Origin of the sequence: Bulleidia sp. HCP3S3_C9 (assembly GCF_052064035.1) — a bacterium.
Classification (GTDB): Bacteria; Bacillota_I; Bacilli_A; order Erysipelotrichales; family Erysipelotrichaceae; genus Bulleidia.
Map to the genome: position 1 here is coordinate 1 of NZ_JBQHWJ010000029.1, position 25,572 is coordinate 25,572.

21 protein-coding genes are annotated in these 25,572 nt (G+C 33.9%); 1 reads left to right on the forward strand and 20 read right to left on the reverse strand.

From position 1 onward, the window contains the following. Positions 1 to 366: 366 nt before the first annotated feature. Positions 367 to 504 carry a hypothetical protein gene (locus tag ACTND6_RS06390; protein ID WP_178175686.1) on the reverse strand — a complete coding sequence of 46 codons (138 nt, stop codon included), beginning with the start codon at positions 502 to 504 and terminating at the stop codon, positions 367 to 369. Positions 505 to 650: 146 nt separating this feature from the next. Between ACTND6_RS06390 and ACTND6_RS06395 the strand changes: the two genes are divergently transcribed. Continuing rightward, entirely contained in the window at positions 651 to 1,502 is an 852-nt protein-coding gene (locus ACTND6_RS06395; RefSeq protein ID WP_441022984.1) for an aldo/keto reductase family protein, read from the forward strand. 39 nt (positions 1,503 to 1,541) lie between these two features. Here the strand turns inward: ACTND6_RS06395 and ACTND6_RS06400 are convergent, their stop codons facing one another. From ACTND6_RS06400 to ACTND6_RS06490, 19 genes are all read right to left on the reverse strand, one after another. After that, positions 1,542 to 2,909, reverse strand: coding sequence for an MATE family efflux transporter (locus ACTND6_RS06400; protein WP_441022982.1), 1,368 nt, complete (start codon positions 2,907 to 2,909; stop codon positions 1,542 to 1,544). A gap of 397 nt (positions 2,910 to 3,306) precedes the next feature. After that, entirely contained in the window at positions 3,307 to 3,636 is a 330-nt protein-coding gene (locus ACTND6_RS06405) for a hypothetical protein (protein WP_441022980.1), read from the reverse strand. A 263-nt stretch (positions 3,637 to 3,899) separates the two neighbouring features. Then, positions 3,900 to 5,780, reverse strand: coding sequence for a flavocytochrome c (locus ACTND6_RS06410; protein WP_441022978.1), 1,881 nt, complete (start codon positions 5,778 to 5,780; stop codon positions 3,900 to 3,902). Positions 5,781 to 5,885: 105 nt separating this feature from the next. Then, positions 5,886 to 6,746, reverse strand: coding sequence for a patatin-like phospholipase family protein (locus tag ACTND6_RS06415; RefSeq protein ID WP_441022976.1), 861 nt, complete (start codon positions 6,744 to 6,746; stop codon positions 5,886 to 5,888). A gap of 12 nt (positions 6,747 to 6,758) precedes the next feature. After that, positions 6,759 to 8,285: a cardiolipin synthase gene (gene cls / locus ACTND6_RS06420; protein ID WP_441022974.1), complete on the reverse strand. Its 1,527-nt coding sequence runs from the start codon at positions 8,283 to 8,285 to the stop codon at positions 6,759 to 6,761. Between the two features lie 77 nt (positions 8,286 to 8,362). Then, positions 8,363 to 8,809, reverse strand: coding sequence for a GNAT family N-acetyltransferase (locus ACTND6_RS06425; RefSeq protein WP_441022972.1), 447 nt, complete (start codon positions 8,807 to 8,809; stop codon positions 8,363 to 8,365). Positions 8,810 to 8,870: 61 nt separating this feature from the next. Then, positions 8,871 to 9,560, reverse strand: coding sequence for a CBS domain-containing protein (locus tag ACTND6_RS06430; RefSeq protein WP_441022970.1), 690 nt, complete (start codon positions 9,558 to 9,560; stop codon positions 8,871 to 8,873). After that, a complete protein-coding gene (locus ACTND6_RS06435; protein ID WP_441022968.1) occupies positions 9,544 to 10,278 on the reverse strand; it encodes an N-acetylmuramoyl-L-alanine amidase family protein in 735 nt (244 codons plus the stop codon). Before ACTND6_RS06435 ends, ACTND6_RS06430 begins: the two co-directional genes overlap by 17 nt. Then, positions 10,278 to 11,096, reverse strand: a complete 819-nt coding sequence (locus ACTND6_RS06440) for an HAD family hydrolase (protein ID WP_441022966.1) — start codon at positions 11,094 to 11,096, stop codon at positions 10,278 to 10,280. The genes ACTND6_RS06435 and ACTND6_RS06440 overlap by 1 nt, the downstream gene beginning before the upstream one ends. A 57-nt stretch (positions 11,097 to 11,153) precedes the next feature. Then, positions 11,154 to 12,512: a dipeptidase PepV gene (gene pepV, locus ACTND6_RS06445; RefSeq protein ID WP_441022964.1), complete on the reverse strand. Its 1,359-nt coding sequence runs from the start codon at positions 12,510 to 12,512 to the stop codon at positions 11,154 to 11,156. Between the two features lie 51 nt (positions 12,513 to 12,563). Next, positions 12,564 to 13,322 (reverse strand): exodeoxyribonuclease III, encoded by a 759-nt coding sequence (locus ACTND6_RS06450; RefSeq protein WP_441022962.1) that lies wholly within the window; start codon positions 13,320 to 13,322, stop codon positions 12,564 to 12,566. Continuing rightward, positions 13,319 to 15,115 (reverse strand): aminopeptidase P family protein, encoded by a 1,797-nt coding sequence (locus tag ACTND6_RS06455; protein WP_441022960.1) that lies wholly within the window; start codon positions 15,113 to 15,115, stop codon positions 13,319 to 13,321. The genes ACTND6_RS06450 and ACTND6_RS06455 overlap by 4 nt, the downstream gene beginning before the upstream one ends. Positions 15,116 to 15,181: 66 nt before the next feature. After that, entirely contained in the window at positions 15,182 to 16,573 is a 1,392-nt protein-coding gene (locus ACTND6_RS06460) for an alanine/glycine:cation symporter family protein (RefSeq protein WP_441022958.1), read from the reverse strand. Between the two features lie 97 nt (positions 16,574 to 16,670). After that, entirely contained in the window at positions 16,671 to 17,960 is a 1,290-nt protein-coding gene (locus ACTND6_RS06465) for a TIGR02679 domain-containing protein (RefSeq protein ID WP_441022956.1), read from the reverse strand. After that, positions 17,950 to 21,978, reverse strand: coding sequence for a TIGR02680 family protein (locus ACTND6_RS06470; RefSeq protein ID WP_441022954.1), 4,029 nt, complete (start codon positions 21,976 to 21,978; stop codon positions 17,950 to 17,952). The genes ACTND6_RS06465 and ACTND6_RS06470 overlap by 11 nt, the downstream gene beginning before the upstream one ends. Next, on the reverse strand, positions 21,971 to 23,107 hold the full coding sequence (locus ACTND6_RS06475; protein WP_441022952.1) for a TIGR02678 family protein: 1,137 nt from the start codon (positions 23,105 to 23,107) through the stop codon (positions 21,971 to 21,973). The genes ACTND6_RS06470 and ACTND6_RS06475 overlap by 8 nt, the downstream gene beginning before the upstream one ends. Next, on the reverse strand, positions 23,104 to 24,573 hold the full coding sequence (locus ACTND6_RS06480) for a TIGR02677 family protein (RefSeq protein ID WP_441022950.1): 1,470 nt from the start codon (positions 24,571 to 24,573) through the stop codon (positions 23,104 to 23,106). The genes ACTND6_RS06475 and ACTND6_RS06480 overlap by 4 nt, the downstream gene beginning before the upstream one ends. A gap of 157 nt (positions 24,574 to 24,730) precedes the next feature. After that, a complete protein-coding gene (locus tag ACTND6_RS06485; protein WP_441022948.1) occupies positions 24,731 to 25,093 on the reverse strand; it encodes a type II toxin-antitoxin system HicB family antitoxin in 363 nt (120 codons plus the stop codon). 18 nt (positions 25,094 to 25,111) lie between these two features. Beyond that, positions 25,112 to 25,336 (reverse strand): toxin HicA, encoded by a 225-nt coding sequence (locus tag ACTND6_RS06490; protein ID WP_441022946.1) that lies wholly within the window; start codon positions 25,334 to 25,336, stop codon positions 25,112 to 25,114. Between the last annotated feature and the right edge of the window lie 236 nt (positions 25,337 to 25,572).

Genomic DNA, 25,572 nt, shown 5'->3' on the forward strand with positions numbered 1-25,572 from the left:
ATACTTTTACCTCGCAGTTAAAGTGTATATCCAGCAATATGATTTTATTGTACTAAAAAGCGGACACTAAAGAGATTTCTGAACTTTTTTGAATCAGGTGGTCAGTTATGTTTAATAATCAATGCGTTATTTCTAAGGCGAGAAAAAATATCTTCATAATCGCCATGCATTGCTTCATAGCATTCTTTTATATCCATACAATTGTCTCCCTATATCATTGTTCAAAAGGAAAGGCTGGTTATTATTAAAAGGAAAATATAACTAGAGATTCCATTAATTATTATAACAAGTATATAACCGATTTACCATAGCTATCTGCACGCATTTTCCTATATATTTCCTTGAATTTTGCTTTATTTATGCTATTTACAACTTGGAATATGATGGAAGCTTAATTGCATCAAAAGAGTTCATTAAACTTTCATACAATTCTTCTGCCGTCATTTGATCAGCGTCAACTTCATGATTCCAAATTCTAATGCATACTTTCTGTTCTGTGTTCATATATGTGTCCTTCTTTCTTTGTACGCCAATACTTTAACATTCTTCTTTATTTTTACTGTCCGTTTTTATGGACACATATACATTTTGTTGTTTTTGTTTTTTAACGTGTGGAAATAATAGGCGTATAATACTAGTCGGAGGTACCTATGAGTCAAATTGATACAAAAGAAATTCAACTACATAATGGCGTTGTGATTCCAACTCTTGGATATCGTGTAGATAAAAATCATGGTGAAAACAACTATGAAAGAATATTAAGTGCAATCAATGTCGGTTTTAGACATTTTGATATTTCTCCAGAAAGCATTACAGAAAAAGCAGCTGGAAGAGCCTTCAAAGATTCCAAAGTCAATCGAAGCGAACTTTTCATCACAGCGAAACTAGATAATGATAATCATGGATATCAACAGTCATTAAGAGAATTTGATCATACACTAAAAAGATTACAGACAGATTACGTTGACCTCTTCTTAATCAACTGGCCAAATCCTTCAAAATATCGTGATACATATGAAGAAACAGCAATCGAAACATGGAAAGCATTAGAAACGATTTATAAAGAAGGAAAAGCTAGAGCAATTGGTGTTGCAAACTATGAAGCTAGACATATTGAATTCTGTCTAGAACAGTCAGAAATTGCCCCAATGGTAAACCAGGCTAGAATCTATCCAGGATTCCCATTCAATGACAATTTATATTGTGCAAATGAACACAACATTCAAACAGAGGCATTTTTACCTCCTATGAATGATGTCATTCTTAATTCAAACGAATTAGCAATTTTTGCAAACAAGTATCACACAACTCCACGTGCAATTGCGACAAGATATCATCTTGAAAAAGATTGTATCTCATTATGTTCCGGAAAGAATGAAGATGAATTAAGACAATGTTTTGAAGCATTTAATTTCGATATCAGTGATACAGATATGAAATTCTTAGATGCCATGAAAAACTATGGACCAGAAAATATTAATCCAGATACTTGCAACTTCTAAAAATAAGGATTCTGAAGTCAAACTTCAAAATCCTTTTTTCTATGCTTTTAATTGATCTAGGTTTGCACTGGATTTCATTTCTTGTTCCAGGTGTCTGACAGTTAAAATACAAGCTGGAATGATGTATAGGCATCCACCAACCCATGCAACCTGATCACAGAATGTAATCGCATCATAATGGAAGAGCGGAACTAATAAGATTGCTACAAAGCATCTGCAGAACATTTCTGCGCCTCCAGCCATGACAGCTCTTGCAGCATATCCAAGCCCCTGTACAGATGTTCTTAAAACATTCAAGATTCCAAGTGTCCACCAGAAAATTCCCATTCTTCTTAAATATAATGCACTCGCATCTAGTACTGCTGCTTCACTGGCTGAAACAAATAACATTGACAATGTTCTTCCAAAAAAGAACAATATAACACCAGCAATTGCACCATAGCCTACGCCAATTGCCGTACCCTGTCTAATACCAGTTTTAACTCGATCCATCTTTCCGGCACCATAGTTCTGGGAAGCAAATGTGGAAACTGCTGTAGCAATTGCATCGAAAGGACACATCATAAATGCCTTGATTTTCATTCCTGCAGTAAAGCCTGAAACATAGATTGTTCCTAAGCCATTATTTGCACTTTGCATAACCATGGAACCAATCGCAGTAATAGAGAACTGCAGTCCCATTGGCATTCCCATAACAATCAAATCTTTTGAAATTTTACCATTCATATGACGATCTTCTTTATGAGGGTGTAGTATATGAAATTTTTTAACAATTAATAATAAGCAAAGAATTCCAGAAACGCCTTGTGAGAATATCGTAGCAATTGCAGCACCTGCAACGCCCCATTTCAAAACAACAATACAGAAGAAATCCAAAAAGATATTTAATACTGCAGACATTGCTAAAAAATAAAATGGTGTTTTACTGTCGCCAATTGCACGTAAAATACTAGATAAATAGTTATACAGAATTGTACAAGGAATTCCTGCAAATATGATTGCTAAATAACTGTATGACTGTGAAAAAATATCTGCTGGCACTTGTAATAATTCAAGAATTAAAGCACATAATGCAACTGTTCCAACAGCCATCACAACTGCAATGACTGCGGATAAAATACTACCACAATACACATACTTCCTTAAACCATCATAGTCTTCTGCACCAAATCTTTGCGCAACTGGAATACCAAATCCAACACATGTTCCCATACAGAATCCCAACACTAGAAACTGCACAGAAGAAGTTGCACCAACAGCAGCCAAAGAAGAAGAACCTAATGTCTGTCCTACAATAGCAGCGTCCACCATGTTATATGTTTGCTGAAATAAATTACCTAGCAACAGTGGCAAAGCAAAATTCAAAATCAACTTCAATGGATTTCCATTCACCATATTTCCTTTCACTCACATCACCTCCTGAATAATAAATAGTATTTTACATCATTTTTACTATTAACAGACAAAAGGATGACAGAAGTCATCCTATGTTCCTCAATACTGCCGTGGGCCCCCTAGCTATCAAAAATAGCAGACCCCACATATCGTATCATCAGCTGTCCAGGGATTCTTTCAGCCTCGCAGTATTTGTTATTTGAAGTATATACTACTTTCGGATATCAATCAACAGATTCTTTTGTCCTTTATAACGTGCATATGCTTTCATACTTTTTTGTTTTCGTCTACCATGATAATTCAAATGAACAATATATTCACTTTCAACATAACTTGGTTTATCTATCACAATATCGATTCCATATATCTTTCCAATTTCATCTGAAAATTGTTTAAAAAATCGATAATCTTAATTTCCAGAATGTTCACCTTTCATCAAAATATCGTACATATCAATTGTATCTTTAATTGTTTTATAAACGTGCACTGAATATTCTTTAGAATGTCTGCTTAAAATGTATGCCATGTTAGATCGTGTCATGTAAATCATTGCATCTACACCAAATCCTTTTAGAATGTCTGGTGTTTTCGTTACAATGTATTTTTCAGCGAATCCTTCATGCGTAAGAATTATTTCCCATTCTTCTTTGGATAAGTCGCTATCCAATTTTCTTAGATTATTCATTTTCCCATCAATAAATCGCATATAATCTTCCAAAGTCTCAATTTCATTCTTCATGTGAATATTCCTATATATTTATATTCACAGATTTTTAGACATTTCAAAAAAAAGGATGACCGAAGTCATCCTATGTTCATCAATACTGCCGTGGGCCCCCCTCCCGCTTTCGAGGCGCACCCCACATATCGTATCATCAGCTGTCCAGGGATTCTTTCAGCCTCGCAGTATTTGTTAGAAATAGTATAATATGATTTATTATTTTCTCAAGTAAAAAACAGACACTCTTTCACAAGCATCTGTTTTCAACATGATTCTATGAATTAGCCAACGTAGTCAGCTGCCTGAGTACCAGCAATTCTACCGAATACTACGAAGTCAGCAACTGCATTACCACCAAGTCTGTTAGCACCGTGTACACCACCAGTAACTTCACCAGCAGCAAATAATCCAGGGATAACATTATTGTCTGTATCTAATACTTCTGTATTTGTATCAATTACAAGACCACCCATTGTATGGTGAACACCTGGCTGAACCTTAATTGCATAGTATGGAGCTGTATCTAACTTATCAGCGAATGTAGTTCTGTTGAACTTTTCATCCTTCTTGCTTTCTACACACTTGTTCCATTCATCCATTGTGGAAGCAAATGTCTTTTCATCCATTTCCATAGCCTTAGCTAATTCTTCATATGTTTCGCCCTTTTCAGCATATCCCTTGTCAACATAGCCCTGGATAACTGCAGAAGCATCAGCCATCTTCTGATCAACGATCAACCAAGCATAACCACCTTCCTGGCTATTTTCAGCAGCACTTACAACGTCTCTTGTACCAACTTCATCTGTAAATCTTTCACCAGACTGGTTAACTAAGATAGCACCATCACCACGAAGACCTTCTGTAATTAATACAGCATTATCTCCTTCAACATGTACTGTTGGGTGCAACTGAATCTGCTTCATATCAACTGTAGCAGCATTTACATCATCAGCAGTAGCCATTGTGATACCTTGACCCTGTGCACCGTTAGCATTTGTTGTAATATAACCCTTGAGATCAGGATTCTGTTCAGCAACCATATCGTTGTTAGCACCGAAACCACCAGTAGCAAGTACAACAGCCTTAGCATTTACAGTAACCTTGTTACCTGTCTTACCTTCAGCTTCAATACCTGCAGCCTTACCATCCTTCATAATGATTTTGCTAGCTGTTGTGTTATAAAGAACTTCTACACCTTCTTTTTCAACCTGCTTTTCAAGAATTGGAATCAAATAAGAACCTACAGAAACAACCTGTCCCTGATCATTCACTGGTCTATGAATTCTCTTAACAGAAGCTCCACCGAACTGACCAACATTCTTAAGATCAGCACCAATTGTGGATAACCATTCGATAGAATCAGCACTGTTTTCAACTAATGTCTTAACAAGATCAAAGTTGTTAACAGCCTTACCACCGATCATTGTATCTAATTCCATTAATTCAGTTGAATCAAAGTATCCTTTAGGATCCTTCTGATATTCATCCCACTGCTTCTTAACTGTTTCTGTTAATGCAGCAATGTCTTTATTGTCTTTATATGCTTCAGCTGCTGCTAATGTCTTTTCAACACCAGCTGATTCTTCAAATGTATTTTCATCTTGGTAAGTTGTCTTAGCAGCGTTCATTCCACCTGTTGCTCTAACAGAGTTTCCGCCAGCTGCAGACTGACTTTCTACAACAACTACATTTTTACCTTCATTTGCAGCAACGATTGCAGCTGTCATACCAGCACCACCAGCACCAACGACAACGACATCTGCATCCTTTGTAACGTCTTCTTCTTTCTTGCCAGCATTTGCTGTTGCATAGTCATCAGGATTGAGACCAGCACTCTTTAAAGCTTCCTTAGCTGCTTCCTTAATAGCATCAGAAGTTACAGTTGCACCAGAAACACCATCAACATTGATTGTATTTCCTTCAACCATTTCACCAGGTAACTGTTCAAGGGCTTTTGTACCAATTCCTTCTGTTTCCTGTTTTCCTTCTGCCTTAACATCAGTAATGACAGAATCCTTGAGTGTTAATGTAACATTAACATCACCACCAAGACCTTTTGCTGTACCAGTATATTCACCTGATACACCTTTTCCTGCTGAAGAACATGCAACAAGACTCATCGCCATCATTGCACTCAACAGGAGCTTTCCAATCTTTTTCATTTTCATTCTCTCCTTTGGGTATCAACCCGCCATATAGCTTAGCATGCTTATTTTTATATTCAACTGTTGACATCCATTTTTAAGAAAAAAAGACTGTTTCCAGTCCTATTCTCTATTCTGTAATAATGCAAAGATTTGATCCTTCTGCTTCTCCATATCAGAATATCCTAACTGATACAATTCCTCACAAGTTGCAGGATCACCTTTCCATCGAGATACCTTCAGTGTTTTAGAAGGATAGATGTTAATTGCATCGCCTTTTTCACACATATCATCTATGATTTTTCTTTGCTTGTAGTAATTTAAATGTCTTACTTTGTAGTCTTCTGCCATTTGTGGACATTCTCTATAAATCAGTTTCATTAACCAGCAAATGATCTTAGATGATGGTTTACGCACATAGTCTTTTGGTTTTGTTGTAATAACAAGACATTTTGTACAGTTCTGTTCAAGTGCTCTTTCAATTGGAATCATTTTTGTAATGCCACCATCCATCAAACGATAGCCATTTACATCAACAACTGCAGATGCAATTGGAAGCGCACATGCACCACGAATAATTTTCATTTCTCGATCTAATTGTTTTGCATTGAAGTAAATTGTTTTGCCCTGCGCTAGATCATAACATCCAACTTCCATAGGAAGGTTTTCTGAAATGATTTTATCAACATTCATACCTTCTTTTTTTCTCATATCTTCTTCAAATACACGCTGATAATCAACATAGTGACCACAGCGTAACAATGCTTTTAGTCCAACGACATCCTTTTGACATGTATAATATGTTGCCATTTTATGTGCAACTTCTACACGATCTTCCAGATAAAAAGATAGATAGGCAGCTCCGCTTGAAATACCAACATAATAATCAAACTTTACATTGTTATCTTTCAGCCATTCCAGGGCACCAGCAGTATACGCGCCACGAATACCGCCGCCTTCTAATACAAGTCCTAACTTTTCCATAACTTTTTTCTCCTATACCAATGGAATCATAAGATTCAATACTGCTCGAATCATTCGAACAATGACATTTGTTTTATGAATTTCATCTAATGTAACTAAATGTGATTTCTCACAGGCATCTAAAAAGTTCTGTTTAATCTTTCTGATTTCACTTGTTTTATACATTAAACAGCCATTTTCATAATGCAGAAAATAACTGCGATAATCTGTATTTGCACTGCCTACGATTGCAAGAGTATCATCCGCCACAAAATTCTTTGTGTGATTAAATCCTGGTGTAAATTCATAAATCTTAACACCTGCTTCTACAAGCTGCTTATAAAAACCACGTGTTATTTCAAAAACAATTTTCTTATCAGGAATATGCGGTGTCAGGATTCTTACATCCACTCCACTCTTCGCACTTAAAATCAATTCTTGTTTCATCGTTTCATTCAAAATCAAATATGGTGTATCAATATACACATAATCACGGGCATATTTTACCATATTCAAATGCATGTTTAATGCAACGCTTTCTTTATCTGTAGGCGTATCAGACCATGGTTGATAATATCCATAATTTTCTTTTACAGAATAAGGAATATGATACTTTTCATAATCAACTTTTCCTTCCTCTTTGCTGCGAACATAGGAAAGCATTCCCATAAACATGACTGTATATGACCATACTGCTTCCCCTTCAATCTTCATGGCACTATCTTTCCAGTATCCATAACGAACAATGCGATTGACATATTCATCTGCTAGATTCACACCGCCAATAAATGCAATCTGATTATCAATCACAGTAATTTTTCTATGATCTCGATTATTCATCTGAATGATAAAACGTGCTCTTACATGATTGAATCGATGTGCTTCAATGCCTATTTCTCTCAGCTGTCTTGAATAGTGATGTGGAAGTGTAATGGAACCAAAATCATCATAGATGAGTTTTACTTCTACGCCTTCTTTTACTTTTTGCTTTAAAACTTCTAGAATTTCATCCCATACAGAACCTTGTACGATAATAAACGTTTCAATGAAGATAAAATGTTTTGCGTTTTTCAAAGCTTCAATATAATGTGGAAACCATTCTTCTCCTGAAGCATAATACTCACTAGAAGTGTGGTTATAGACTGGTAGCCCAAGTCGATTGACTCCATAATGGAATATCTTTTTTGCACCTGCATCAATATCATTATGGGTATCTATATCTACATTTTCCTGCAGGAGATGTTCCATTTTCTTGTTTGCCCGAATCGTTCCATAATACAGTTTCTTTGGAACATGTCGGTTTCCAGCTAAAACATACAATGGAATCCCAATGACTGGAGCACCAAGAATCACTGCTACCCAGGCAATTTTATAGGATGGATCTTCTTCACGATTGATAATATAAATGCAAAACAAAATAGCAATCAAAGAAATAAAAGGTAATGCTTTTTCTGTATATGCAACACTATAAAAAAGCAGTGCAAAAAACACAAACTGTAATATTACAAGTGGTGCCACAATAAATAGACGGCTTGTTAAGATCTTCAATATTCTTCGCATGCATTATATTCTATCATTTCTATTTCAAAAGAGTAAATAGTGTCAACAAATGTGATAAATTGTATAATTATTTGTTCTTATAGCTCATATTGATAAATACACTTTACTGTCTCTCCCCTTTGATAGAGCCAATGACTTTCTGGTACATCAACAGTTTCTAAAAGTGTTCCATGCAAACGCTGCAACGTACATAAAGAAGGAATATTATCTGGGGAACACGTAATGATCAATTCTTTCATTCCATATTCTTTTTTTGCTATTTCAAATAACTGCAGACAAGCTTTGTATGCATAACTGTTTCCACGAAATGGATAATAGATACGATACCCAACCTGTCCTGCATAATAAATTTCATCATTCATTCCTAATCGAAGATCACATTCACCTACTTTTTGATTTGTATGTTTTTTACAAATTGAAAAATGAACATCTTTTACCCAACTTGTAGAATCAGATGCATCTTCCGTATAATTCAAATGTAATGATACTTCATCAAGATTTCGATGAAAAAATGGAATATTCATACTCTTATTGTAAATTCATTTTAAACAAATAGATACAAAAAAAGATTAGATATCAAACAATCTAACCTTTCATAATTGTTGGGAAATCTGCATATGTAATGATTCCTAATGGTTTTTCATTTGTTTTTCCATGTTCTGTAATCAATATCGCAAGTAATGAATTTCCTTCTCTTACCGCTCTATCAAATCCATGAATTGCTAACTGAACATTTGAATTCTTAGGAAGAAACAGCACTCTTTCATTCTCTCTATGTATCATTGCATCTTTTACGCAGCCTTCTTCCTGATGATATAAAGCATATTTTGCAATCATAGGTGCTGTTAATAGACCGACATAGCGATTTTCTTCATATACTGGAATCTTACTGGAATCCATCTGCTCCATTAAGGAAAATGCATGTTTGATAGAATCTGACTTTTTCACTGTTTTTACAGGGGTACGTGCAAAATTCAGTATTGAATCATCCATATCTAATAAACGTGCAATTCTTTCAATATTTTCTACAACAGAATCACAAGGCTGTGCAATGATTTCCTGCTTCACACCACGCATATGTACTAATGCATTTCTAAGTTCACTATATTCTCTTAGTTCTTCCTGATTATTTGCAATGATACGATTGTGTGGTGCTAAACGAGATAATAGTTGTGAAAATGGAACATATCTTGTCTCTTTAGCAAGTGAAGCCATTTTTGTTTCCAGCTGTGCATACGCATCTAGAAATCTTTCCGCATTACTTTTCAATTCCATAATAGTTTTTTATTGCCTGATAGTAAGCATCTGCAGCTTTTTGATATCCTGCTTCATTTGCCCACGTATCAATATCTGTCTGATTTGTTACATAGATTTGATTACAGATCACAACAGGAACATCACACTTTTCCATCATATCCCATGTTTCTAATTGATAATCATTCGTGTCATCACTCGCTACTGTTTCAATCTGATATGAATCATCATCAAATGGCTGATAGTAAAGATAGTTGACGGAAGGTATCCATGTATCACTTGTAAATGCATCATGGATGCAATTTGCCAATTTCAAAGAAGCATCGTGTGTTGTTTTTGTTGGAATGTCTGCATAGATCTGCTGCCCATTTCTTGTTGCATCTGGTGTACCGGTTGCATGAATACTTAAAACAATATCTGCACCATCCTGTTTGATCTTATTCACTCTATCTTCAACAGTCGCAGAAGTAGAAGCATCATGTGTTAATACAACATCAAAATGACCATCATCTGTTAATAATACCGCAAGCTTTTCAACAACGCTTTCTGTAAAGTCAGCTTCATTGATAATACCTTGATACCCAGTATCTTCTCCACCAAACGCGGCATCTAAAGCAATCACTGTTTTCCTTCCTCTACATCCAGAAATTGCAGTACCGCATGTCAAAAAGATAAGCAATGCAGCCAGAATAATGATCATAGGATCTTTTAAATTTTCAATCAGTTGATTACGCTTCATCACTTTTCCTCATACTTTTTCAATACTTCATCGGCTTTCATGTGGTCTAGAATACTCTGTACAATCTGTTCCATTTCACTTCCACTTGAATAATCAGCCTTTGCGATATAGTTGACTCTTCCAACATCTTTGAGTGACTTTGCAACTGCATTGTTACTGGAATATACCGCAATAGATTTACCACCATACTCCTTCACAAGACGCATGCAAGGAACATCCGTTAAGCCATCTGCAATATAAATCATTCTTTCAAATGGAATTGGACGTTCTATCTGCGGAACAAACTTGTTTAAGTCTGCATCATCATTCACATCTAATACCTGCTTATTGATACGGAAGATATATTGTGTTTTCGCTGTATAGTTGACAACCTGTGCAGGCCATGTCGCTGTATGTGTTTCATCATAATAGTATCTACATGCATAAATTCTTTTAAATTCATCTGCAATCGATGTTGATTTAATGATTTCTCTCATTCCAGAAGAAATAATGTAGTGTTCTACCAGAAACCCAGCTTTTCTACCATAATCATTGATTCTTTTGAACCATGTATTCACACCCTCAAACAAGACAATATCTTTTCCTTTATCATAAAAATATTCTTTTCTTAATGGCTGTCCAGCTTCCCGGAATTTTTTCGCTAATAAATACAAATATGCAGAAATAGAATCCATTTCATTTCTAACTGCAACTTCAGTAACTTCATCCCAGAAATCACTTGCCTTAGAATAGCCAAGAGATGGAATTAAAGAATATTCCTGCATATCTTTTGTGCATAATGTTTTATCAAAATCATATACAATTGCTATCTTTTTCATATGGACAATATTATATCACAAACAAAAAGTGCTCTTTACAACAAAGAGCACTTATCATTAAAGTTCTAATAACTTCAAGATTCCAGCAACATAGATTTCAACCTGCTTTACAAGATCATCTACTGGACACCATTCATTTGCATTATGAATCTTATAATCCACATCAGGGAATGCACATCCAAAGGCAACAGTATTATTGATACCCTTTGCATATGTACCACCACCGATAACAAGTGGATCACGTTCATCACCTGTCACTTCAGTATATGCATCACATAATGACTGAATGAGTGGTGAATCTGGAGAATAATACAATGGATCATGTGTTGAATCAACGATGATTTCTCCACCTTCATCTTCCAGATACTTACTGCATGCTTTTACAATCTGCTTGCCAGTCATTGTAACTGGGAAACGAACATCAATATTACCACTGATAACACCATCATTCATATGAATATATCCACAGTTCAATGTTAAATCACTGTATTCATCTTTGAGATTTAAACCTAAGCCTTCCCCATTTGTATTTAAACCAATTCTACTGCAGTAGAAATCTACAAATGGATCCTGGAAACCAGCTTCTTTCAAGCCTGTCAGCAGGTAAGAAATTGCATTCACTCCAAGTGTTGGTGTGCTGGCATGTGCAGCTACACCTTGTACTGTAATCTTTACAGATTCATCCTGATCAACAACTTCAAATTCAATGTTGTTATTGTTGAAATAATCTTCCAGCTTTTTCTTAGAGAAAGAACATTTTTCAACAACGATATAACAGCTGCTGCAGACGATGTTTCCTGCAGTACCACCATCAATATCAATAATATTTGTTTTTCTGGATACATAGTGTGCATCCATGATACCCTTTTCTCCATTGATACATGGGAAATCACCATCTGGTGTAAAACCATAATCTGGCTGTTCATCATGATCAACATAATATTTCAAGCAGGCAGAACCTGTTTCTTCATTACATCCCATGATCAAACGAATTCTCTTATTCACTGGAATATTCATATCCTTGATGACTTTCATTGCAATCATGCTGGCAACAACGCCACCCTTATCATCAGAGACACCTCTTCCATAAAGGATGCCATCCTTTTCAACCATTGTATATGGATCTGTATTCCATCCATCTTCACGACGTGCAGGAACAACATCAAGATGACCAACAATTGCAATCAACTGATCTCCTTCACCCATTTCACCATATCCAATGTAGTTATCTAAGTTCACTGTCTTTAGTCCATCTTTTTCAAGCATATCCAACGCAGCATGCAATGCTTCTTTTGGCCCTTTTCCAAATGGTGCATCTGCTTCTGCTTCTGACTGTTCGCTATTAATAGATACCAGTTCACCTAATCTTTTAATGATTTCCTCACGGTATCCTTCACACATAGATTTAACATCCATATTCCAAAACTCCCTTCCTAGAATTTTAATGGCTCTATTTTACTCTCTTTTTCAAAAAAGTGATATATCTAATCCAACAGGACAATGATCACTTCCTTGAATTTGATCATAAATCATTGCATCCTTTACATTTTGACGGATTCGATTAGAAACAAGGAAATAGTCAATACGCCATCCCGCATTTCTTTCACGTGCCTTAAAACGATATGACCACCATGAATATTTCACTGTATCTGGGTAGAGTGAACGAAATGTATCTGTGAATCCAGCATTCAGCAGTTCACTCATCTTATTTCTTTCTTCATCAGAAAATCCAGCATTTTTGCGATTTGCCTGTGGGTTTTTAATATCAATTTCTTCATGGGCCACATTTAGATCGCCTGTGTAAATCACAGGTTTCTTTTCATCCAGTTTTTTCAAATGATTTCTTAAAAGATCTTCCCACATAACACGGAATGGAAGTCGTGTTAAGCCATCTTTTGAATTTGGAACATACGCACATACAAAGTAGAAATCTTCATATTCAAGTGTAATGACTCTGCCTTCTTTTGTATCATCACCTTCAATCCCATAAATACATTGGATTGGTTCTTTTTTTGTATATACCAGAGTACCAGAATACCCTTTTTTCTCAGCACTGTTCATATACAAATGATACCCTTGTGGTTTCATCGCTTCTTCCAGCTGCTCTAGCTGCATCTTTGTTTCCTGTATCGCAAAGATATCAGCATCTACCTCTTGAAAGAAATCCATGAAGCCTTTCTTCATGCATGCACGCAATCCGTTTACATTCCAAGAGACACATTTCATTTTACGATTTCTCTTGTTTCATTCTTCAGCCAGGCTTTTTCTTCTTCATTCAAGAATGGAGACAGCTTTTCATATACCATCTTGTGATAGTCATTGATTGCCTTGACTTCACAATCTTCTAGATAGTTTGCATCAATTGCATCAAGATCATATGGGCAATATGTCATTGCTTCAAATTTCAGCCACTGGCCATAGAAATTCTTGGTATCCTTAACAACTAAAAGATCATTTTCAATACGAATACCTAATTTATGTGGCAGATAAATACCAGGTTCATCTGTAACAATCATGCCATCTTCCAGCGGTACGGATGGTCTAGCAGCTGTTGGCATGCCCCAGCGAATACCATGGATACCTTCATGTACACCTAATACATGTCCTACGCCATGACCTGTTCCACACTGGTAATCAATGTTAATATTCCACATTGGTCTACGTGCAAGAATATCCAGGTTATTTCCTGTTGAGCCCTTTAAGAATACAGCTTCCTGTAAATCAATATGTCCCTTTAAAACAAGTGTATAGTACATCTTTTCTTCATCTGTTAAAGGACCACATGCGATTGTACGTGTGATATCTGTTGTTCCATCTTTGTATGTTCCACCAGAATCTACAAGCAGGAATCCCTTTGGATGAACATAAGAGAATTTTTCTTCCGTAGCAGTATAGTGCATCATTGCACCATTTTCCTGATATGCTGAAATTGTTGTGAAGGATGGTTCAATGTAATCTTCCTGTGCTTCACGTAATTCATACAGCTTATTCTGTGCAGATACTTCACTCATTGTATCTTCACCAACAGTATCTTTGATCCACTTGATGAACTTCACCATGGCAACGCCATCTTTTACTTGTGCATTATGCATCACTTCAATTTCAGTTTCATTCTTAACAGATCTGAAATGCATAATTGGAGAAATTTCATTTACAATCACATTATCAGAAGCAATATTTGTATATAGCTTAACATTTAATGAACTTAACTGAACCCAGATTGTTTTGTTATGTAAAGAAGCAATATCTTCACTCAAAGCATTGTAAGCCTTGCATGTAACACCATTTTCAGTCAGATAATCTTTTACATCGGCAATCTTTTCTTCATCAACATAATAGAAAACATCATCATTTGTTACCATAGCAAATGCATATGTTACTGGAGTACATGGAATATCATTTCCACGAATATTCAGCAGCCAGCATGGATCTTCCAATAAAGTCAGAATCAATACATCTGCATCTTTTTTCTTCATTTCTTCACGTACCATTTCAATACGCTGTTTTGCATCTGTTCCTGTATATTTTGTATCAAGAACATAGACTTTTTCCATAGGAAGAGATGGGCGATCATTCCAGATCATACCAACAAGATCTTCATCAACGTGCATTTTTGCATTCTTCTTTTTCAATGCATCAGAAATCATCAATGCATCTCCACTAGAAACAACAGAACCATCAAAACCTAAAAGACCATTTTCTGGTGTATTCTCAATTGCAAAAGTAACTGCTGCAGGAACACCTTCCTGTCCCATACGCATTAATTCAACACCTGTTCCTTCAAGTTCATCTTCTGCCTGTGTAAAGTATCTGCCATCTGTCCATAGACCCGCAAAATCCTTTGTGATGATTGTGCATCCAGAATCTCCAGAGAATCCAGACATATAGCTCTTGCATTTAAAGTAGTCAGCCGTATATTCATCAGATAGATGATCATCTGCATTTGGCATGTAATAAACATCAATGCCTCTTTCCTGCATTAATTTTCTTAGTTGTTCAATTCTTTCTTGTACTGTCATTTTTTATACCTCACGTGACTATTATAATCACGAAAAGAAAAAGATTCTACAAGCAATAGAATCTTCTTACCCTATGACACCTTTATCTGCGTTTTTCAATACTTCAACTTCAGATGCGTCTACATCATCAATATGTTTTCCTGCATACTTCTTTGTTTCTTCTACAACGATTCTGCTTAATAAAAGTACCGCAACAATATTTGGAATTGCCATTAAACCATTCATCAAATCTGCAAAATCCCAAATCACATCAATCGAAGTGACTGCACCAATAAATACACAAACGACCCAGATAACTTTATATGGCTTGATTGCTTTTTCACCAAATAAATACACAGCACATCTTTCGCCATAATAATACCATCCAAGAATCGTTGAAAAGGCAAACGTGATCAAGCCCAGCACAAGAATTGGCATTCCAATGACTGGTATTGTTGAAAAAGCCTGTGAAGTTAGTAATGCACCATTTCCACTTAATGCATCAATACCTGGATAGCGAAGAATACAGGAAACAAGAACCAGTCCAGTTAACAGACAGATAACTACTGTATCCCAGAATGTACCTGTCATTGAAACAAGTGCCTGTCTTTTGGGATTTCTTGTCTTTGCGGCAGACGCAATCAGTGGTGCACTTCCCATACCAGATTCATTTGAAAATAATCCTCTAGCAAATCCATATCTGCAACATACACTGATTGTTGTTCCAACAAATCCACCACCAATTGCATTTGGATCAAATGCTCCTTTTACAATTGTTGCGATTGTTTGAGGAATATATTGAATATTCATAATAAGAATAACGAAACATCCAATTACATAGAAACCTGCCATAAAAGGCACCAGTTTTTCAGAAACTTTAGAAATACTTTGAATTCCTCCAAGAATGACAAGAGCAACAACAACTGTTAATACAATTGCGGCAACAATCGATGGAATTCCAAAATTCTGATTCAGATTTTCTGCGACGCCATTCGACTGCACCATGCATCCAATACCTAAACCACACACTGCAGTTAAACCAGCAAATATGATTCCAAGCCATTTCATATGCAAGCCACGATCTAAGGCATACATTGCGCCACCAATCATGCTTCCATTTTCACTTTTCACACGATACTTCAATGCAATCAAAGTTTCAGAATACTTTGTTGCCATTCCAAAGATACCGGTGATCCACATCCATAAAACTGCTCCCGGACCGCCCAAAGCTATCGCAGTTCCAACGCCAATGATATTTCCTGTTCCAATCGTGGAAGATAATGCGGTTGTTAAAGCACCGAATTGTGAGATTTCTCCATTTTCTCCATCATCATCTGTAACTGATAATTTAATAGCTTTTAATATTTCCTTTTGAATAAATCCAGTGCGAATCGTCATGAATATATGTGTACCAATCAAAACTAAAATGAGTGGCCATCCCCAAAGGAATGTATCTAACGAATGTATTAAATTCCCCATAAAAACCTCTTTTTGATTTACAATTATACACTTTGATATTGCAGTTGTAAAAAAACCAAGTCATTTCCATTTAAGGAAGCGTCCTTGGTTTATAACATTATTTGTCGTATTTTAAATCATCCAGGAAATATTCTAATATATTTTCTTGATATCCACTTTTTCTCATTTCTTGCATTTGAAGAGCAGTCTGTTTTAAAACAACATTTTCTAAATTCTCTAATTGTCTCAATCTAGCTTCAGATATAGTTTCTTGGGATATGCTATTTTGATAATCTTTTGGATGCATTCTCCAAACATGCAACTGATTTGGATACTTTTGAAATAATTTATCACAAATTACCAGACCTTCTGGATCACAATCTCCACTGTAATAAATTTGATTGTGATTTTCTGCTAATAAATAGATTATTTTTTGTGCAGTAGTTGACAATTGTCCAGAAGTGCAAATGATAGCGACATGTTTGTTTCTCATTTCTTTCAGGAGATACGAAAAGACCATTTCATTCTCTACTACATAAACTTTATTATCATCTGTTGTAATTGCATTTACATCCATAATATTGGCATATGAAGCCATAAATGGCTGTTCATACGCATAACATGCTTCACATCCTTGATGAAATCCATCGTTTCTATCTAGATGCACATTATAAATTGCTACGCAACCTGCGATTTCATCTTTACTTAAGCCGGCTTTTTCCATCAATGTATACCAGTCTTGTGTGCTTTTTATTTGCCCAACATGAAAAATATATGTCAAAAAAGAAACAAACAGGTTTGCAGATTCACTTCCTTTATCTAAAAAATGAGGATTTCCACTAATGCGAGATGCAAATACAGCAATAGGAACATTTGTTTGATTTTCTAATACAAGTTTCGCACCAAAAATAACATTTTTAAATATATCAAACACTTTTTCTTGTTTTTCTTTTTTTAATCGAACAAGAATTCTATATCCTGATTCTTTATTTAAAAATAGATGATCAACCCATTCATATAAAATTTCATGAGCATGATTTTCTTTCAGAATTGTATATAGATTCGATTGAAAACGATTTTCTTCATCTTCTTTATTTCTCTGCAAATCATTTTTCGTTATGATCGTATAACCAAAGTAGCAATCTATAACTTCTTTTAAATCTAATGGTGCAAAATCACTTTCCTTCAAAGAGTTTTCAAAGTCTTTTACAGATAATTTAATCTTATCACGCTCAAAACGAATACCTGTAATTCTAGTCAAATCATTGATTTCTTCTTTTGTAGCATCTAAAATCGTTATTTTTCCTGTAAATCGGCCATAAGAAACCCATCGCTTTTTAATCTCATTCATACATCTTTCAACATTTTTCGTCAAAAGATATTCTGCACATTTCTTACTACCTTCCATTTAAAACTTTCTCTTTTCCATTCCACAAATAATTGACTACAGTAACAAAATTAGCATTGAGTGGTCTTAATAACTCACTAATATGCAACCTCTGAACAGTTGGATAACATCCCCACAATACTTGCGAATTCATAATATAGTCAAGATCTAATGCTTCCACCATTTCAAACATACTTGCTATATTTATTTCATCTACGCCTGCGAAAGCTTCATCTAATGCAATCAACCTTGGATGATCTTCTTTTTTACACTTCTGATATTGTGCATTGACAGAAGCAAACAATGGAACATACATTGCCATTGCTTTTTCACCACCGGAAAATCTATTAAATGCAGCATTGGTTAGATCTTTCTTTGATTCATTTTTTCTTGTATAGCTCATTCTGAATGTATACCATTTACGATAATCTAAAGCATTTCTAACAAGCTCCATATAATTAACAATCAAATTATTCATTTCTAATTGTTGTTTTTCTCTTTGAATTATACTTCGAAAATGTTTAGATACACGTGTTATATCGTCTGTAGTAATCAATTGCTTGTCGCGAATTAAAATCTTCTCAAGGTCTTTAACATCCATTTCATCGATATCTTCAGGTGCCTTTTCTTTCCACTCCAATGAAAATGTTAATCCCATTGAGGTATCCATTTTTTTCATCAAACGCGACATTTCTTTTACCCATGTACGACTTTCTTCAATACGATCCGTTAGTTTTTCAGAAATCGTTTGAGATAGTATTTCTTCAAATATCTTCCTGTCATTTTCACGTATTAATTCATTTTGGCTTTCTATTTTCTGACTTAACTCTTCTATGAATTCTCCCAGTCCTAGTTTTTGACCACTAATAATACCTTCTACAATAAGTCTTCTTCGATCTGATTTCTGCTCTTGTTCTTCCGCAAATACAGGGGTAATTGTTACATTATAGTTCACAAGATTGCTTGTATTTCGTTGTGAAATTTCACGTAATCTTCCATCCATTTCTGTCGATGGTTTCATGATAAAATTCTTTTCTTCCTGTGCTATTGCCTGTTTTGCAGATTGTTCAAGAGATTGTTTCTGATCTTGAATAACAAATTTCAATTCTGTTTCTTCCTGATAATATTGTTGTACAATAGCGAGAAACTTTTGTTTTTCATTCTTATCATTTTCTTTTTGAACAATTGTATCTTTAGATTTATTTAGATCATGTTCTAGAATTGCAAGATCACTATTTAAATTTTGAATTCGTTCTTGCAATATTTTTTCTTGTTCTCTCAGTGCTTTAACCTTACGAGCATTTTCAATGATTTCTGGATTATTCATCAGTTCTTGAATTTGAGATAATTGTTTTTCACAGGATTCTGCTTTGGATTTGTATTTATCTCTTTCAAGGTACAAATCATCAATTTCGCACAGAGCTGTATCTCTCATTGATTGCTGTATTTCTATTTGGTCCACATAGCTTTCTTTTTGAAGAAGTGTTTGTGAAAGAGCATGAACATATTCTTTATAAGAATCTATTGCATTTAAAATATCTTCATAAGTATCTATATTTCTAGCATATGGTAACATTTTACAGATAGATAACATTTCTCGTTCTGCTTCCTTAAACAGTTGGTATGAACGATTCATTTTTTCATCCAATGTATCTTGTTTTTCTCGTAAAACCTGCAATTGTACTTCTAGCTTATGAATACAATCTAATATGGAATTCAATTCTTTTGTATCAGGAATCAATAAATATTCTTTCTGCATTTCAAGTAAATCATTTTGTTCAGAATCCATTTCTGCTCTTTTGTCATCTAAAAGTTGCTTTATTTCATTGATTTGTTGTTCAATATTGAATAATAATTGTTCCTTTTTTCTTTTTCTCGCATTGACTCCAATATATTCACTACTGTCTTTTTTTACATGGCCTTCAATCATCCCATGACGATAGTATCCATCTTTTTTTAAAACAAGTTTCCCACCATCATTTGTTATATTAGATAGTATGTTTTTTACAGATTGCTTTACTTCATCTGGAAGATTTTCTTCGATTGTAAGATCATGAAAAACATTTATTCCAAAACTATCTTCATAAATCAAAGCATCTAACAATTGTGGAAATTCATTTTGAATACGAAGATAATCATGTTTAGATACAACTAAAGCATCTAATAAACCAGCTTTATGTAATTGTTGTTCCAAAATAGCCTGTTCACTCTCAGACAATGAATCGGAAAATTCTACTGTCTGATAAAAAGGAAATGCATGTATTTCTGCTTGTTTCAATTTTTCTCTAGAAGCAATCGCATCTTCATCACGAATAGGTTCCACTTCTTTTTGGCTTTCAACTTTACGATATTCTTCTTTCTTTTGATTATATTCAGAAAACAATTGTTTTTCTTGTGCCTTCAATTGTGCAAAATAATATTTTTTCTTTTCTTGCTTGTTAGAGTAATCATTATATAAAATTTCTATCAATTTTGTTGCATCTGATGGTACTTCATATTCTTCAATTACTTTTGAAGCTGACTTCATTGTGATATCGTCCAAATGCCAGAAACGATTTTCTGACAATTTGGAGATATCTAGCAATAATGCATCTTGCACCTTTTCTTTATCATTAGTGAATTGTTCAATTTGAAATTCTGTATCTTCATATAGTTTTCTGTTTTGATCATTTTCTTCTTTATCTGATGCATATTTTTTCTCTAAATCATTTGATTTTCTCAATAAATTTTGACCTTGCTTAACACTGTTTTTTAATGTATCCAACTTTGAAAAATATAGTTGATCATCAAATGTTTGATTTGTTGAAAGTTGTTCTTTTAAAGATACGTGAAAATCATCTTTGATTTCATCATGTAATTCTTCCAGACAGCTGATAGTGTCATTCATTTGTTTCTGAGAATATTCTTCAAGATTTTTGTATCTTTTTATTTCAGTTTCTGCTTCAAAAACTGAATCATTTTTCTGTTGAATTTGTTTATTTTTATTCTCTGTGTTTTCAGTGTATTCTTCCAATTCTTTTTTTGTATTTTGATATTTTATATCAAGATTTTCAATTTCTGGATCAATACATTGCTCAATTTGCTTTTGAACAAAATCTTCTTCTATTTTTAAATCTTCTAATTCTTTTTTCTTTTCTAATTGATCTTTTTTCCACTGTTCCACTTCATGCAGAATATCATCATAGTCTTTTTCACTAGTTTTTGCTATTTTTAACGCTTCCAAATAATTATGTGCTTTTTTGGAAATCATATAACGATTGTAGTGATCATATTCTTTCATAATCGTATTTGCATCTGCATACGCTCTCTTCAACGCTTCTAATTGCTCTTGTATGTAATCCATCTTTTCCATTGCATCAACCATAGGACGAAGATCATCATCACTCAATACTTGTAACGATTCATTCAAGATTTCATACATTCTAGTTGGCTTGAATGTATTTGATAATTTCGGAGCTCTTACCTTGATCAATAATTTTATATATTGATCATATTGTTCAATTCTGTCAAAGCCGAATAAATACTCGTTTACAAAAGATTTATATTCTTTTGGAGAAGTAGTAAATGGAGTATCTTCAGATAATGCCTTTTTCATTTCTTGTTTTGACAAAGGAATTACAATGTTATCCCCAGATTCTCTATATAATTTCAAATCTTTTCCTATTCTTCTTCCATCCAGTAATACAAATCCCCAAAATGTCATTGGACGACCTTTATGCGCATTTTGTCCAATTGCAATCGTTCTATATTCATTTCCTTTTTTAAACTCTAAATATAAATAGCCTGTAGATTCTTCTTTTTCATTATCTCCCAAAAAATAATAATCCATCGTTCTGCTTCCCGTACCAAATGGATCCAAACGTGAAGGAGAGCGATCACCATCTAAAATAAATGGAATAAAACTTTGTGTTGTGATTGATTTACCAGAACCATTTTGACCTCTTAAAAGTAGTTTTCCATCTTCTAATTCAAAATCTTCGTCCACATATAGCCAAAAATTCACAAACCCAATTCGATTCATTTTCCATCTTTCACTCATGTATTTTTTCCTCCACGTCTTTTGTATAGTTACCACCAGTCAGCACACATGCTGGATATATAACAATTTCTTCATCATTTTCATCAATCATCATCCATTTCTTCATATATTCTTTAACAATCGAAACAAATTTTTCATTTTGGATTTCTCTATACTCTTTTGTCCAAAGTTCCTGGTATTCCATCTTCACTTTTAAAAGGATATCTTGAAATCTCTCTTTAGAAATAATGATTGTTTCATCTTCATTCAAACTCATCTTTCTTTTATCCATAGCTGCTTCATGAATCCATTGAGAAACCAGTAATACGATTTCACTAATCATATTTGTTCTTGGATGAAAATCGCCAACTGGTTGCGCATCCACATAAACAATAGATGCATTATGAGAATTTACTAATAAAGAAGCTTTTAAATAGTGCATCACTTCTCTTTGAATAAATTGCCTTTTTGATTTAACATACATAGCTTCTTTTCCATTATCATCATTCCAGTACATTGCAGGTGATGTAATCAAATCTTGAAATACAGTTTGTGAAGTTTTCTCAATTTTTTGGTCATTGTTATTTTCGTTTTCAAAATCTTTCCAATCATTCATATTTTTTATTGATGATGAAAAATTAGTAGCAAAATACCTTGATACTCCTGTATTTTCATACAGAACCTCACTACTAGCTTCATTTGAATAATTGCTTACATTTCCTTCATAGTTCTTCAACATATACATTTTTTCAGCATATTGAAGAACACGTACCAATGATTTTCTTTGATTGTATACGGTCCAATCTACTTCCATATATTCTTTCATCACCATTTCAATATAGTGGATTAATTCCGATAGCAAAAATTGGCTGCTCTCTTCTTTATCTTCTAAAAACATTAATAGTGCACATAAAAAGCAATAATCTCGCACTTCTGTAAACTCTTGAATTCCCATAAATGCTTTTGCATGTGCTGGACATTTTTCTATTTTTATCAATTGTTCTGTATGAATTAATTTCCAGCCAAGTACTTCTTGAATAAATTTAAGTGTATTCTTGTCAGATAACTCTTTTTTCACTTGATAATACTGCTCTTTGTTTTCATTTCTGATAATCCAATATTGTCCAAGTAACATTTCTAATCCGTTCATTTTTCAAACTCCAATATATATCTTGGCATCGTAATATCGCCATCTTCACAATGTAAAACACAATTTCCTTTTTCTCTTCTTAAAATATATTTTTCACCAAATTCCGTACTGCCAGTTTTTGAAGTATTCATATTAGCAAGTGAAATCCATTGTAGAATTGAAATTCTTAAATCAGGAGAAATAACATCATGAATTTCTTCAATACACAATCGATTATTCTTAATATACTGATATACTTGACTTTTCTTTTTATTTGCTGCTTCTTCATACTCTTGAAGAGCTATTATTTTATCCATTGTTCGACGCACCACACCTTGTCTTTGCCTTTTTTCACGATAATTTCTTGAATGAGATTGCAATTGAACAACATCACATTCTTGTATATACGCACTTTTTTTGATATCTTCTGTATCAATAGATTGATACATTCTAAAATGTTCAACATTTTGAATTCCGAACACATGTGCAGATAAACAATGTGCATCATTAATGTTGCTACAATTTCCAAACATTTGGATAAATTGTTTATAATCATCTTTTCTACTCACTCCATAGTTAGATAATTGCACAATCATATTTGCATTTTCAATGACAGATCGAATAATTTCATTTGTTATATCTAATATTCTTTCACACTCAGCTTTATGTCCATCAATCGCAATAAACCATTTTTCAAATGATATCCATTTCTTTTGAATGGATTCTTTCAATAATTCTTCATTTTGAACTTTATTTCCTAGATGGGGAATAGCCATTTCACTCTTTACAATTTTATTCATTAAACTTGTTTCAAATAAAATTTGTATCGTCGAAATTTGACTTTTAATTCTCTTAGATTTTAATTGCATCTGTCTGATAAAAGTCTGAAGATATTGAATCAATTTATCTTTATGCAAAATAAATTCAACAGATTTCATCAATGTCATTGTATCTGCAGAATAAAATTCCCTTAAATAACTTTTATAATTTAAATCCAGGTTTTTAAAATCATCTTGTAATAAATGCCACCATTCATTAATTTCTTGTAATGAAAGTGAATTAACTTTTTCTGCATTTTTCAATGCATCTTCAATTCTCTGGAAATATCCAGTAGATAAGCTACTCGTTTCAATTTCAAGATTTTCCAGACGAATTGTCATTCTTTCCACTTCAATCGCTCTTTCACTCATAGAATAGCGATATTGTCTATTTTTATATTCTGCAATTGTATGGACAGTTCCAGGATCTTGGATTGCAATTAAATTACCCCATGTTACTAATTGATCTAAATCTTGCCTCATATCTTCCAAACTATAATCTTGAAATTCTGAATCCTCTTTTAATTTCTGAAATATTTCTTCTTTATATAAATGATTATTCATTTGTTCACTTTCAAGAAACATAACGCGCATAATACTTCTATAGGTTACATAATTAGGTGCGGTTAAATAGGAAGATTCTAATACTTGATTTTGATAAATTGCCATTTTATTTCCCCACGATTTCATCATTATAAATGATATGAAAATCTTTTTTTCTTGACACTATTATCGCACAAATCCAAAGATTTTAATGTTCGTTTTTTTAGACAGTAAAAACCTTTTCATAAAAAAAGCTACTCACTATCTCATTCAGTAAGTAGCTTCATTTTGAATATAATACATCATTTTTAGAAAGAAGATAGACGCAATACTGATTCATACTTATTCCTTCTCTTTGAGAATGTTCTGCAAGCGATTTATGAAGACTTTTTGGAATTCTCAATTTAAATTGCCCTGAATAATCATCTAAAGAATCTGGTTCATTTATCTCAATACCTTCTTCTATTGCAGCTTCAAGCCATACTTCCTTTGCATCAATTGCATTTGCCACTGCACTTTCAATTGTCTCGCCACAACTAATGCATCCAGGCAAATCAGGATAGGTAACAACAAAACCGCCTTCATCCTTATCTTCAACAATTTCCATACGATAAGCTTTTTTCATATAATCATCTATCGTTTTCATGTTTCATTTCCTCACTTTCTACAACTTGTCGCACCATTTCAACATATACTTTTTTTTTATTGGTTCATGTTTTGGAATTGTAATAGGCATACATCCTTTCTTTCTGAATGTATAATGACTGTTTCCATTTTTTGGTGCTCTCATTTCATATCCATAGCTTTCCAATACTCTACGCAATTCTTGAAATCGGAGATCGTTTGATAATTTCTGTATACGCATTAATATCTTTTCCCATTTCGACATCTTCAACCTCCTACCCAAATAATAATTGATACCACATATGGTGTCAATGTTTTTTATAAATTACGCTCTTTTTAAAGATTTAGTTGATATTTGCAAAAATGCCATAATGATACTCACCGTAAGCACTGTAAAGATCAATCGGCATTGGCAGTTTAACGATATCTCTGCATATGAATGGTATCTGTTCCATCATTGATTCCATATATGCTTCAGGTTTCCACTTTCTCATGTCCAGT